We start from the raw sequence: 13,016 nt of genomic DNA on the forward strand, positions 1-13,016 counted from the left end.
CTGCAGGGGAGGCCCTGTGGGAGAGCAGGTCGTCGCCAGGTAAATTTTATGGTTCACTAGCTCAGTTGGTAGAGCACATGACTTTTAATCATGTTGTCCGGGGTTCGATTCCCCGGTGAGCCACCAGAGGAAGTATGTTAATATACTTCCTTTTTTACTTGTAAAAAATCTTATAAGCAAACTCCATCTGAATTTTAGATTACTTAATGGAAATAATTTTGCCCTGCGTTATATCTTTTAGAATTTGAGGAGTCAACTTGAAGACTGCATGGGGTGTACCGGCGGCAGCCCATATCTCTTCATATTTCGTTAGATCTTCATCTATTAGGGTGGTTATGTTATCTTTATGTCCAATGGGTGGGATGCCGCCTATAGCAAAGCCCGTTTCTTTTAAAACAAAGTCAGCATCCGGCCTTTGTATTTTTTCTCCAACATATTTTTTAATTACTTTTTCATTTACTCTATTTGCGCCACTTGCTATTATTAATATAGGCTTATTTGAGACTTTTCCTTTGAAAATTAAAGATTTAGCTATTTGCCCTACACTGCAGCCTATTGTGTCGGCTGCTTCCTGTGAAGTTCGAGTAGAGCCGGATAGTTCTAATACATTTAATTCATATCCGAATTTATTAAGTACACTTTGTATTTTTTCAGCACTTTTGCTGAGTTTAGATGACATGAAAATTGCCCCCTTCATTTTGTTTAATTAATTTAAATAATATGATAATATATATGTACAATATATTATACATATATATATTATAACATATAATATCCAGGAGGGAATTGATTTGAAAGATTTTAATTTTATAATAGGGAAAAATTTAAACAGCATAAGAAAACAAAAAAATTTAAGTCTGGATAAAGTAGCTTTACTAACTGGAGTCAGTAAGGCCATGCTGGCACAGATAGAAAGGGGAAATTCTAATCCTACTGTGACAACCTTGTGGAAGATAGCTACAGGTCTCAATGTTTCATTTTCTTATTTTATGGAAGAAAAATCTCATGAAGTTACTTGTGTAACTCACGATAATATTAAACCCATAATTGAAGGTGACGGGAAAATGAGAGTGTACCCTCTCTTCCCCTATGACAGCAAGAGAAGATTTGAAATATTCAATATTGAATTGGAACCGGGATGCAGCCATCAATCTCCTCCACACAATGATGGAATAGAGGAATATATTATTGTCAATAAAGGTGAAATGGAAATGATAATAGGAGATGATAAATATAAATTGAAATATGGTGATGCCATAAGATATATGGCCAATAAAGCCCATTGCTATAAAAATATATCAAATACTTTAGCAAGCTTTCAAAATATAATTTACTATTTTAAATAATTGGCTGCATCCTCAGTGTATACTTATTTTTTAAAATAAATTGTATGCAGAAATTGTCTGCCGGCGGAGGTCTTGAAATATTTTTCATCCATAAATTCTATGTCAGGTTTTTTAATGTTGTCTTCATAGGCATTTACCAGAAAATCACTTTCGATTAATATCTGTAAATCTATTTTGTCAATTTTATTGTAACTGTGGTGACTGCCTATTAAAAAGCATATTCTGTCAACTACATTTTTATCTATGTCAATGTCTTTAAGCAATTTTCTGGCTATGGGAGGCCCTTCAATTTCCTGATAGTTTCCCGCTGAACTGTTGTATTTTTTCTCGCTTTCTTTAATTCCTATATCATGCAGTATGGCAGCTATTTCCAGTATAAGCAGGTCATTTTTATTTAACCCTTCCAGCTCACCTATGGTTTTACTGAAGCCGTAGACTTTTAGAGCATGATTTATTCTTTTAGCATCATTTCCAAAATAAGTTATCATTTTTTTCATGATATGGCTTGTTATGTTCATGATAATTTCCTCCTTGTGGTTTATATTCTATTGATTTTATTATAATATTTTTATAGTGACAATGGTATCAAATTTAAATAACCCTATGATAAGATATTAATGTATTCTTGTTAAGTAAAAATATGGAGGACGCCGATATGAAAAATATACTGCTTGTAGAAGACGACAGATCCTTGAACAGAGGAATCAGTTTTAAATTGGACAGAGAAGGCTATGGAGTATTTTCGGCCAGAAGCATAGAAGAAGCAAAAAAAATACTGTATGGCGAAAGTGTTGATCTTATGATCCTTGATGTAGGACTTCCAGATGGAAATGGGTTTGATTTTTGCAGTGAAATCAGAAAGAATAGTAATCTGCTCATTATATTTTTAACTGCCTGTGATGAGGAAGTGGATATTGTAACAGGACTTGATCTGGGTGCAGATGATTATATCGCCAAACCTTTCAGCCTCATGGTGCTGATGTCGAAAATAAATGCCTTACTTAGAAGAAACTGTGATAAAGGAGGAAACAGTAAAATCATATCCGGGGATATAGTCTTCTATGTTAATGATATGAAGGTATTGAAAAAAGGAAAAGAATTGTTCCTGAGCAGGAATGAGGTAAAACTTTTGAAATATTTAATGGGTAATTCGGGACAAATAATAAGTAAAGATCAGCTTTTGGATAAACTTTATTCTATAGACGGTACCTTTATAGATGAAAATACTATAGCTGTAAATATAAGAAGGCTCAGAGAAAAAGTAGAAGATGATCCTTCAAATCCTCAATATATAAAAAATGTCAGGGGAATAGGATATATATGGGCAGAGAGCTGTGCAAAAATATGATTGAATATTTAAAAGAAAATCCATTATTTAAAAGAGCGTTTATAACAGTTGTTTCAGGTACCATGCTTATTTCCATGGCTGTCTGCTTTTTGCATTATCATATGATAAACAAGATCTATGTAAATCAGATGAATTCCACAGTACAATTGGTGGGAGCTCTTGCAAGATCGCATCCAGAAGATGAAGTGGAAATTGTAAAAACCATTCTGCTAAAAAAATATAATTCTGAGGATTTAAATTATGGTGAGAGCATCATAAAAAAATATGGATATGATGATGAAGTCAAAGCCTGGAACGATGCTGCATTTAATAAAAATGTATATGATATGGCAATTGACGATCTGGTTGTGTTTATACTGACTCTGGCTGGAGGCATATGTATTTTTAGATACTGCAGTCTGAGGATTATAGAAGAACTTGAGGAAATTTTAAATGTAGTTGATAAAATAATAGACGGCAAATTTTCCATAAAGGCTGATAATGATAAAGAGGGGATTTTATCTAAAATATATTCAGGGCTTTATCAAATGACCAGAATACTTGAGCTGAATATAAATAAGCTGGACAGGGAAAAGGAAAATATAAAGTCCCTTGTTACAGATATATCACATCAGATTAAAACACCTTTGTCCTCCATAAAACTCTTCAACTCCCTTCTAATAGAAGATGAAAATATGAATACAGATGAAAGAAAAGAATTTTTACATACTATAAAAGAAGAGGTGTTAAAGTTAGAATGGCTTACAGGATCTCTTATAAAGCTGTCAAGACTTGAAGCAGGCATGATCACATTTAAAAAAGAGAAAAAATCCATAAAGGATACAATATATAAATCCATAAAGGGAGTATATTCAAAAGCACTTCATAGAAATATAGAGATAGATGCTGAAGATATTCATGAGTATTTTGTTTTTCATGATCCCAGGTGGACCAAGGAGGCCATAATCAATGTGCTTGAAAATGCTATAAAATACACGGATTCAGGTGGAAAGATCAATATCAGTATGGTTGAAACGAATTTTTTTATAAGGATTGATATAGAGGATAATGGAATAGGTATACCAAAGAAAGATTTCAACAAGATTTTCAAAAGATTTTATAGGGGAAATTCCAGGATAGTTCAGGAATGTGAAGGATCCGGAGTTGGGCTGTATCTTACCAGGAGGATACTGGAGCAGCAGGGTGGAAATATCATGGTGGATTCAGAGGTGGGGAAAGGAAGCAGGTTTAGCCTTTTCTTACAGAAGTGTAAGTGAGTTTGAAAGTGATATGTAATATTGCCATGTTATGATCTGTGTATCAAATGTAAAAGAGAGGTAATAACATGAAGGTATTGGAAACAAAATCCTTAAAGAAATACTACGGTAGAGGTGAAAATTTGGTCAAAGCTGTGGATGATATAAGTTTTACTGTACAGGAGGGAGAATTTGTTGTAATAGTAGGTACCTCGGGATCGGGAAAAAGTACGCTGCTTCATATGATGGGTGGACTAGACAGGCCCACTTCAGGAAATGTGTATATTGGGGGAAAAGATATATTTTCAATGAAGGAAGACGATCTGGCCATATTCAGAAGGAGGAATATAGGTTTTGTATTTCAGGCCTTCAATCTTGTGCCGGTCTTAAATGTATGGGAAAATGTGACGCTGCCCATAGGTCTTGACAATAAGAAGGTGGATGAAAATTATATAAGAGAACTTATGGAAACTCTGAACATATATGATAAAAGAAATTCACTTCCCAATACACTTTCAGGCGGACAGCAGCAGAGGACTGCCATCTGCAGGGCCCTTGCCAGCAAACCTTCCATAATGCTTGCGGATGAGCCTACGGGAAATCTTGATTCCAAAACTGCCCAGGAAGTTATGTCGCTGCTTAAAATGTCGGTGGAAAAATACAATCAGACACTTGTAATGATAACTCATGATGAAAAAATAGCCCAGATGGGTGACAGGATAGTTGGAATAGAGGATGGAAAAATAAGGGCAGGTGAGATGTAAAATGAACTGTATATCAAATCTGGCCAGAAAAAATTTGAAATTCTCAAAGACTAAAAATATTCTTGTCATAATAACCATAGCACTGGCTACATGTCTCATAACTGCCTCCGGTATAGTGCTCTACAGCATTCAAAATATGGTGATAGCTTCCACTGAAGAACAATCCGGAAATTATCATGGAATCTACAAAAATGTGAATGACAGGCAGATTCAAATATTGAAGAACAACATAAAAATTGAAAGTGCAGGAGAATACATTCCCTTTGAGAGTGTAAAGAGAAAAAATTCCAATTATCCGGACATATCCTTAATTTATGCAGATTATAAAGCAGCGGATATGACAAATATTAAACTGGAGAAGGGTAGACTTCCGCAAAAAAGCAATGAGATAGCCCTGGAAAAATGGGTGCTTGACAAATTAAATGTAAAAAGTGCTGTAGGGGAAACCATACATATCGAATATGGAAATACCTCTTCAGCTGCAGGTTTTGTGCTAAGCGGTATATTGAAGGACAGTACAATGCACAAGCAGCAAGACGTAAGTACAGGGCTGGTGTCAAAAAAACTTGTGTATGAAAATTTACCGGAGATGGAAAAGGACTGCTTTGTAAGGGTAAAAAGCCATAGAGACGTGGAAAAGAGTATCACTGACATAGGTCATAGTATTGGAGTAAAAGACAAGAATATAACCAAGAACTCCATGTATATAGACGCTTCCGGAGGAGATCCCATGATGCTGGCGGCATTTGCCGTGATAGCAGTAATTGTTGTGCTGACGACAGTGGTAGTCATATACAATATATTTTATATATCCGTTATTGAAAGGGTAAAACAGTTCGGACTGCTTGCAGCAGTGGGAGCCACTAGAAAGCAGATCAGGAAGATAATATTCAGGGAAGGACTTCTGCTGTCTGCAGTAGGAATTCCACTGGGCATTATACTTGCCCACATTGCTGCCTTTATGATTGGGTATCTTTTTTCACAATTTAATATAAGAATGAAATCCTCTCCATACATTGTGATTGTATGTGCATTGATAAGTCTGGCTGCAGTGGCAATCTCCCTTATAAAACCAGGCAGGCTCTCTTCAAAGATATCTTCTGTAGAATCCATGAAATACAGCGGTGTAAAGATAAGTTCCCGTAAAAGGGAGAGAGTTTCCTTGAAAAAGATATCTATAGCTAAAATTGCACGGCTGAATCTGTGGAGAAATAAGAAGCGTACAATTATGACTATGCTTTCTCTAACTATGAGCGGAGTTTTATTTATCATAATATGCAGTGTTTTAAAAAGTATGAATGTAGACAATATGGTCAAGCATGATTTTAAATATGAATTTGATCTTTCGGTTACAAATACCTATGGAAGTCCATTGAATAAAAAATTGATTGATGATATAAAAAGCATGGATGGAGTGAAAAATGTCTATATCAAGAAAAGCACATTGAATGTTTTTGTAGACAATGCACGCAGTATTCTATACGGATATGATGATTATATGCTGAACAAGTTGAATAAATATCTTATAGGCGGGAATATATCCAGTGAAAATCTGAAAAACAGAGATGAAGTTCTCATAACAGGTAAAAAAGATAAAAATGGCAGTGTCATCTGCAAATATAAGGTTGGGGACAAAATCCCAGTTTCAATCAGGAAAGAGGACAGCAGCGGAAATTTGAGAGAAGTCATGAATAAAAAGTTCACCGTAGCAGGTATATTAAGTGACAATATTGCAGGCTCCGGCTGGGTTGTGGGAGGATATGAATTTATAACTCATAAAGATGTATTTACGAAAGAAGAATTTAAAGGCAGCCTGGCGGATGACAGAGACAACAAATTGACTGACATTTATATAGATATAGACAGCAGTAAGTTTGAGACCATAAAAAGCAGGCTCAAAGCCATAGTAAATAGGGACAGCAGGATAATGTATGAGTCAAATACAGACTGGAAGAAGGAACTGGATGATCAGTTTATGGCAATAGAGGTAACAGCAATGAGCTTCACGGCAATAATAGCTCTCATAGGAATTTTGAATCTCATAAATACAATGATTACAAGCATACTCACAAGAAAAAGAGAGTATGGAATGCTCCAGGCAGTGGGGCTGTCAAACAAACAGCTTAGAAAAATGCTTCAGATAGAAGGCATGTACTATGCCGGTATAAGTTCTTTACTGTCGGTGGTCTTTGGAACCGGTCTTGGATACTTCTGCTTTAAACTGTTTAAAAAAGCAGGGGCGGATTATGCAGAGTATGAATTCCCTCTGATACCTATACTTGCAGTTATTGTAGTGTTTATTTTGCTGGAAATACTGATAACCTACCTTATTGAGGGCAGATTAAAAAAGGAATCCATAATTGACAGAATCAGGTACAGTGAATGATGCTATCAAGTCATACTTAGGTTCAGATGGAGTTTGCTTATAAAAAATGCCTTTTTATATCTGAATCCTATTTAACAGTATTCTTAGTGCTTTAGCACTAAGAATACGTTATCCTTTAGGGCAAGAACTTATCCAGACGCGTAGCAGTGCTTATGGCCAACTATAAGAAATTGGGAGCATTAGCAATGGTAGTGTAATTCTATTGTAAAATATATAAATTTATGTGACAATTTTCTCCTCTAATTTAATTATAACATATATAAAATAGTAAATATAGACTGTTAATTTTTGTATCCTATGATTAGAATAGAATTATTGGTTATATCAGTCAAGTTAGGAGGAACAGGTATGGATGCCATAAAAGCTAAAGAATACTATAATGTCTTGTTAGCAAAGAAGCTAATCGGAGAATTTGGAAAACGAAATATTGAAGGATTTTATTGTAAAACAAAAGACGAAGCATTGAAAAAGATTCTTAAGATGATACCCAAAGACAACTTGGTTTCCTGCGGAGGCTCTTTGACCTTGCATGAAATCGGCTTGAAGCTTGCTTTAAAAAATGGAGGGTACAATTTCTTAGATCCTGCTGAGCCCAAGGGAGGTAAAGAAAAAGAAAGCGCGGCACATCAGGCACTTTTAGCAGATTACTTTTTAATGAGTTCTAATGCGATAACTGCTACGGGTGAACTGGTGAATATTGATGGAATTGGCAACAGGGTATCGGCACTTATTTTTGGACCAAAAAATGTAATAATAGTGGCGGGATTAAATAAAGTGGTTCCAAATTTAGATGCAGCCATACTTCGAGTAAAAAACTATGCTGCAAAAGTGATTGTGTCAGGTTATAGACAGAACTACTCTTCGTTCGAAGAACTTTCTAAAGCCGCCGAAGATGGATGCAGTCAACTTGTCATTACCAGTAAATCAATGTTTAAAGGTCGCATTAAAGTGATACTTGTTGGAGAAAACTTAGGGATTTAAAATATCAAAAAGATAATCTTTTGAATCGTATGACTATTATGAACTCATATTCAGACTCTAATTAAAAACAAAAAATACATACTTAGCTTACTATTGATATAAAAGAATACCTATGTTATAATTTTATTAGTCAAATAGACTTGTAATAATGATTTGAGGAGAAAGGAAGGTGTTGTATATGTTAACTACGTTTAAGGCCTCTGCCCAGAAATGTCCGGGTGGGTTGAAAGTGGAAACTAATGCGAGAGGATTCAAGATCATTTTAGATGAGCCTGAGGATTTAGGGGGCAGCAATAAAGGAATGAATCCAGTTGAGGCTATTCTGTGTGCTTTGGGAGCTTGCCAAACAATAGTCGCAAGTGCCTTTGCCGAAGCACAGAACTTTTCGTTTGAGGAATTCCATGTTGAATTGGAAGGAGATTTGGATCCTGATGGCTTTATGGGTCTTGCCGATGTTAGAAATGGATTTCAGGAAATTCGTTTTGTAATGCATTTCAAGACCAATGAAAGTCAGGAGAAAGCAGAAGCTTTCGCAGATTTTATCGAAAAAAGATGCCCAGTAGGAGATTGTATTGCAAACGGAGTAAAACTTGTAAGAGGTGGAGTAGTCAGAGAATAAGCACATCATTTGGAGGGGCGGCTGTGCGGCCCCTCAAGTTTTCAAAGGAGGATTAGCTGTGGAAGTTAAAATGTCTTTCATTCCTGGAGGAAAAAAAGGCAAAGCTGGAAAGATAAATGTAAAAGTCGGGGACGAGGTGCAGGCGGACAATATTCTCATTCAGGTTGAAACCGGAAAAGGTAATCGTCCAATCAAGGCTCCAAAAGCTGGAGTCATTACGAAAATCCTGTGTATGGAAGGCGCAGAGGTTTCTTCCGGGCAGGTGCTTTTTGAATTGAACAGCCGTAGGGATGAAGCAGTAATACAGCAGAAGGAGAATTTGAAAAAGAATGAAACAGTTGAACTTAAAACGGAGCTTTTAATTATAGGTGCTGGTCCAGGGGGCTATGTGGCTGCGATTTATGCAGCAAAAAGGGGTATGAAGGTAATCCTAGTCGAGAAAGAAGAGCTTGGAGGCACCTGTTTAAATGTAGGCTGCATTCCTACCAAAGCACTTGTAAAATCTTCAGAAGTCTGCAGAAATGTATGCAAATCATCCGTATTTGGCATCATTACGGGTGGCGAACCCCGTGTAGATATGGCACGGATCATTCGTCGTAAGGACGAAGTTAGGGAAAAACTTGTTTCTGGTATCTCTTGTCTACTAAATGATAATGGTGTGCAGGTCATTTTCGGGAAAGCAGCATTTCTTGGCAATAACAGTGTTTTCGTAGAAGGTAAAGAAAAATACATTATTTCTGCCAGGGATATCATTATTGCCACAGGGTCGAAAATTTCCAAAACAAAGATTCCAGGGATTGACCTTCCCATGGTCATGAACAGTACGGAAGCTCTTTCTTGTATAGATTTGCCTAAGAAAGTGACAATCATAGGCGGGGGCATTATTGGTATGGAATTTGCTTTTATGTATAACAATCTTGGTGTCAAGGTCAATGTTGTTGAATTTTTAGATAGATTGCTTCCCATGCTGGATCGTGATGTTTCCGAAAGTATCCGTAATTATGCAAGTGAAGCGGGAATTTCCGTTCATACCGGTTCAAAAGTCCTGAGGATTCAACAGTCTGAGGACAAACAGGCAATTGTGACTTACGAAGATAAAAAAGAAGAACATATAGTTGTCAGTGACAAGGTTCTTGTGGCAATTGGCCGTGAGCCAAACCTTGATGGTATGAATATTGAAAAGACAGGGCTTATTCTCAATGAACGAGGCAGAGGAATTTCTGTAGATGCACAAATGCGTACGAATGTGGAACACATATATGCCATCGGTGATGTAACCAACATCATCCAGCTTGCCCATGTAGCTTCTTACCAAGGCATGGTGGCGGTAGATAATATTTTGGGAGGATCCACACAGGCAAATTATTCTGCTGTCCCAAATGTAGTATTTACGAGTCCGGAAATATCCAGTGTGGGTTTGACGGAGGAAGAATGTCGAAAAAAAGGATTGGATTTCAGCATCAGTACGGTTTCATATTCTTGTAATGGCAAGGCCGTGACCATGGACGAACCGGATGGTTTTGTGAAACTTGTACGGGATAACGCAACTCAACGTATTGTGGGCGGTTCCATAATTGGTGCTGATGCTTCATCTTTGATCAGCACACTTACACTTGCAGTGTCAAATGGTTTCACCGATAAGGAAATTGCTGAAACGGTTTTTGCCCACCCCACAACTGCTGAAGTTATTCATGAGGCTGTGCTTGGATTCGGAATAGGAGCAATACATCAGTCATGAGTCGAATTTATGTGTCTTTGGAAACGGATCCTTATTATAATGTGGCGGCAGAATACCAGCTTTTTTCAGAAGCTGGCCCGAAAACTTGTTTATTCTTGTGGAGGAACCGGCCGGCGGTTGTTTTGGGACGCAACCAGAATGTTTTTGCAGAGTGTGACACAGAGTTTTTGAAAGAGCATGAAATTGTCCCGGTCAGGCGTCTTTCTGGCGGAGGAGCAGTTTTTCATGATTTGGGAAATGTAAATTTTACGTTTATTTCAGAGGAAAAGTATGCAGATGTGGGAAGGTATTTGAAAATAATTAGTAATGCTATATTGTCCATGGGTGTAGAATGTACTTTTAGTGGTAGGAATGACCTGCTTATCAGTGGAAAAAAGTTTTCCGGGCATGCCCAATATGCTGACTATGGTAATTTTCTATACCATGGGACTCTCATGGTTAATGTAAATCTTGATATGCTTACTGGTGCACTGAAGCCTTCTTTTCTCAAACTGAATTCTAAGGGTATAAATTCTGTAAGAAGTAGAGTGGTGAATCTATCTGATCTCTGTGAGGGCGTTACTCCAGAAAGTACAATAGATGCCGTAATCCAGGCATTTATGCTGGAATATGGCATGGAAATGTCTATAAGACAGATCAGTAGTAATAATATGAAACCATCCATTCTTGAAAAAATAAAAAGGGACGACTGGATTTATGGAGAGGCCCCGGATTTTAACATAAGCTTTGAAGAGAAACTGTCTTTTGGTAACGTTACCATATTTGCAAATGTTTCTGATGGCAGGATTTCTCGGCTCAAAGTTTATACGGACAGTCTTGTGCCTATTGACTTTACGGCGTTTGAAAAGGGATTAACTAAATCTTTTTTTGACAAGAAAATACTAACTCACAGGTTGGAAAAGTTCGTTGATAATGTGAAGCAAAAGAGAAAGTGCAGATAACCTATAAAAATAATATTTCTGTGTCCTTCTGAGTTTAATATACGTCAAAGACGAGATCAAAGCCAGTTTTATATATTTTTAGCGGCCAGCTGTATTTTTTAGGGTTTTTAATTCCTGCAGATTTTAGTATACTAGATAGAGGGGTATAAGATATTTTTGTCTTGTATTTCTCTAAAAGTATATCTTTGAGATGGAGGGAGTTTACTTTAATTATATTTTCTTTCATTTCGCTTTTGTAGGAGGTAATTCTTTAGGTGAATGAAATGTTTAATTTGGATGACTGCATGGCTTTTATAACCAGTCGGAGTGCAAAGATTTTTTCGGAAACCATGGAGCAAAGATTAAGTCCGTATAGTATTACGAGGCCCCAATGGGTTGCCATATATTATATCTATACGAGCAATTCCATAACGCAGCGGGTACTGGCTGATAAAATGTCTGTTAAGGAGCCTACAGTGGTAAGGCTGATTCAAAAGATGGAACAAGAAGGACTATTAACTCGTTTTGGTATTGCTGGAGACAAACGGGTCAAACAGTTGCACTTGACAAAAAAAGGTACAAATTTGTATCATGAACTTCTTCCTGTAGCTGAGAAATTTATGAATGATACAATAGAAGGCATCAGTAAGGAAAACCTGCAAATTTTAAAAGACACACTGAGTATGATGGTCTACAATGCATTGAAGAAGCGATCACAATAATCCTATGATTTGTTTTCAATAACTCTCTTGATATTGTAGACCAGCCCTGTGTGCTGTCTGTACACTACCGTACTTGAAGTTGATATAGATAAAAATTTTATAAAATTGTGTTATAATACAAATAAAGAATAGCAGCCACCACTTGCAGACAGGGCTACTATTTTTTTATTGCCTTAATTGGTATCATTTTATATATTAATATATTATTGACTAAAGCTACTAATATATTGTCTTATATAGATGAGTTATTATGATATTATGTCTATAAGTAAAAGTAAATTTTATGACATAGCAATAAATGGAAAAACAGGAGGATAAAGAGTGGAAAAAAGACCTAAAATTAAAATCCATTATTCGATTTATGAAATAATAATAGAACTTATTAGCATTATAGCGGTATTTATCAATATTTATTATTAAAATACTATAAACTACTACCAAATGTTATACCTAAACATTTTAATGCTGCAGGTATACCTAATGGATATGGTAATAAAAGTTCTATATTTATACTTGCTGGTATAAGTTTTATAATGCATATTTTTCTAACTATTTTAAATAAATTTCCACATGTATATAATTATCTAAAACCAATAACTGAAGAAAATGCAGAGTATCAGTACAGGTGTGCTAGACAATTGATTATTATGATTAAAGCAGAATTCATGATAATATTTACATATATCGAATGGAATAATATTAAAGTCGCTTTAGAAAAAAGTAGTAGTTTAGGTACATGGTTCCTTCCAATTGTTTTAATAGTTATTTTTGGTACACTTTTAATATATATTAGAAAATGTTTAAAATAGTTTTGACACAATATTTATATATTATTTACTAACTTAACTATATAGAAAGTAAGAAATATACAAGCAGCATTCCAATAAATTCTGAAATAAAATTCACTAAATAGTGGAATTATAAAAATATAATAATTCTGACTATAGGATTGTGAAC

Annotated in this window: 13 protein-coding genes and 1 tRNA gene; 12 read left to right on the forward strand and 2 right to left on the reverse strand. The window is 35.8% G+C overall.

Going from position 1 to position 13,016, the window contains the following annotated elements:
• Positions 1-50 precede the first annotated feature (50 nt).
• Positions 51-126 (forward strand) — tRNA-Lys (locus ACFHWD_RS19605).
• Positions 127-199: 73 nt separating this feature from the next.
• On the opposite strand, the gene ACFHWD_RS19610 is transcribed toward ACFHWD_RS19605, so the two are convergent.
• Positions 200-679 carry a YbaK/EbsC family protein gene (locus tag ACFHWD_RS19610; protein WP_150359079.1) on the reverse strand — a complete coding sequence of 160 codons (480 nt, stop codon included), beginning with the start codon at positions 677-679 and terminating at the stop codon, positions 200-202.
• A 112-nt stretch (positions 680-791) separates the two neighbouring features.
• Here ACFHWD_RS19610 and ACFHWD_RS19615 point away from each other — a divergent pair, with 112 nt between their 5' ends.
• On the forward strand, positions 792-1,346 hold the full coding sequence (locus ACFHWD_RS19615; protein WP_106010993.1) for a helix-turn-helix domain-containing protein: 555 nt from the start codon (positions 792-794) through the stop codon (positions 1,344-1,346).
• A gap of 23 nt (positions 1,347-1,369) precedes the next feature.
• Here the strand turns inward: ACFHWD_RS19615 and ACFHWD_RS19620 are convergent, their stop codons facing one another.
• Positions 1,370-1,864 carry an HD domain-containing protein gene (locus ACFHWD_RS19620; protein WP_378062883.1) on the reverse strand — a complete coding sequence of 165 codons (495 nt, stop codon included), beginning with the start codon at positions 1,862-1,864 and terminating at the stop codon, positions 1,370-1,372.
• Positions 1,865-2,001: 137 nt separating this feature from the next.
• On the opposite strand from ACFHWD_RS19620, the gene ACFHWD_RS19625 reads away from it, so the two are divergent.
• The 10 genes from ACFHWD_RS19625 (at position 2,002) to ACFHWD_RS19670 (ending at position 12,868) form a co-directional block, all read left to right on the forward strand.
• Complete coding sequence (locus ACFHWD_RS19625; protein ID WP_229982159.1) at positions 2,002-2,694, forward strand: response regulator transcription factor; 693 nt, start codon at positions 2,002-2,004, stop codon at positions 2,692-2,694.
• Positions 2,667-3,950: a sensor histidine kinase KdpD gene (locus tag ACFHWD_RS19630; RefSeq protein ID WP_229982158.1), complete on the forward strand. Its 1,284-nt coding sequence runs from the start codon at positions 2,667-2,669 to the stop codon at positions 3,948-3,950. The genes ACFHWD_RS19625 and ACFHWD_RS19630 overlap by 28 nt, the downstream gene beginning before the upstream one ends.
• Before the next feature lie 68 nt (positions 3,951-4,018).
• Positions 4,019-4,693, forward strand: coding sequence for an ABC transporter ATP-binding protein (locus ACFHWD_RS19635; protein WP_229982157.1), 675 nt, complete (start codon positions 4,019-4,021; stop codon positions 4,691-4,693).
• A gap of 1 nt (position 4,694) precedes the next feature.
• Positions 4,695-7,079 carry an ABC transporter permease gene (locus ACFHWD_RS19640; RefSeq protein ID WP_229982156.1) on the forward strand — a complete coding sequence of 795 codons (2,385 nt, stop codon included), beginning with the start codon at positions 4,695-4,697 and terminating at the stop codon, positions 7,077-7,079.
• 348 nt (positions 7,080-7,427) lie between these two features.
• The gene (locus tag ACFHWD_RS19645) at positions 7,428-8,060 is read left to right on the forward strand and encodes a lactate utilization protein (protein ID WP_229982155.1); all 633 of its coding nucleotides are present in this window, start codon (positions 7,428-7,430) and stop codon (positions 8,058-8,060) included.
• Between the two features lie 178 nt (positions 8,061-8,238).
• Positions 8,239-8,679 (forward strand): OsmC family protein, encoded by a 441-nt coding sequence (locus tag ACFHWD_RS19650; RefSeq protein ID WP_229982154.1) that lies wholly within the window; start codon positions 8,239-8,241, stop codon positions 8,677-8,679.
• Positions 8,680-8,737: 58 nt separating this feature from the next.
• Positions 8,738-10,417, forward strand: a complete 1,680-nt coding sequence (gene lpdA, locus ACFHWD_RS19655) for a dihydrolipoyl dehydrogenase (protein ID WP_229982153.1) — start codon at positions 8,738-8,740, stop codon at positions 10,415-10,417.
• On the forward strand, positions 10,414-11,358 hold the full coding sequence (locus ACFHWD_RS19660; protein WP_229982152.1) for a lipoate--protein ligase: 945 nt from the start codon (positions 10,414-10,416) through the stop codon (positions 11,356-11,358). The genes lpdA and ACFHWD_RS19660 overlap by 4 nt, the downstream gene beginning before the upstream one ends.
• Before the next feature lie 263 nt (positions 11,359-11,621).
• A complete protein-coding gene (locus tag ACFHWD_RS19665) occupies positions 11,622-12,059 on the forward strand; it encodes a MarR family winged helix-turn-helix transcriptional regulator (RefSeq protein WP_229982163.1) in 438 nt (145 codons plus the stop codon).
• 446 nt (positions 12,060-12,505) lie between these two features.
• Positions 12,506-12,868 carry a DUF1648 domain-containing protein gene (locus ACFHWD_RS19670; RefSeq protein WP_229982162.1) on the forward strand — a complete coding sequence of 121 codons (363 nt, stop codon included), beginning with the start codon at positions 12,506-12,508 and terminating at the stop codon, positions 12,866-12,868.
• Positions 12,869-13,016: the final 148 nt, after the last annotated feature.

It is taken from the genome of Clostridium sp. MT-14 (assembly GCF_042436595.1).
GTDB classification, from domain to species: Bacteria; Bacillota; Clostridia; order Clostridiales; family Clostridiaceae; genus Clostridium_B; species Clostridium_B aromativorans.

Excerpts from the sequence above, each read along its gene's own strand:
- ACFHWD_RS19640 (WP_229982156.1), top strand. The coding sequence starts at position 4,695 with ATGAACTGTATATCAAATCTGGCCAGAAAAAATTTGAAATTCTCAAAG.
- ACFHWD_RS19645 (WP_229982155.1), top strand. The coding sequence starts at position 7,428 with ATGGATGCCATAAAAGCTAAAGAATACTATAATGTCTTGTTAGCAAAG.
- ACFHWD_RS19610 (WP_150359079.1), bottom strand. The coding sequence starts at position 679 with ATGTCATCTAAACTCAGCAAAAGTGCTGAAAAAATACAAAGTGTACTT.
- ACFHWD_RS19650 (WP_229982154.1), top strand. The coding sequence starts at position 8,239 with ATGTTAACTACGTTTAAGGCCTCTGCCCAGAAATGTCCGGGTGGGTTG.
- ACFHWD_RS19665 (WP_229982163.1), top strand. The coding sequence starts at position 11,622 with ATGTTTAATTTGGATGACTGCATGGCTTTTATAACCAGTCGGAGTGCA.
- ACFHWD_RS19630 (WP_229982158.1), top strand. The coding sequence starts at position 2,667 with ATGGGCAGAGAGCTGTGCAAAAATATGATTGAATATTTAAAAGAAAAT.
- ACFHWD_RS19620 (WP_378062883.1), bottom strand. The coding sequence starts at position 1,864 with ATGAACATAACAAGCCATATCATGAAAAAAATGATAACTTATTTTGGA.
- ACFHWD_RS19635 (WP_229982157.1), top strand. The coding sequence starts at position 4,019 with ATGAAGGTATTGGAAACAAAATCCTTAAAGAAATACTACGGTAGAGGT.
- ACFHWD_RS19625 (WP_229982159.1), top strand. The coding sequence starts at position 2,002 with ATGAAAAATATACTGCTTGTAGAAGACGACAGATCCTTGAACAGAGGA.
- ACFHWD_RS19660 (WP_229982152.1), top strand. The coding sequence starts at position 10,414 with ATGAGTCGAATTTATGTGTCTTTGGAAACGGATCCTTATTATAATGTG.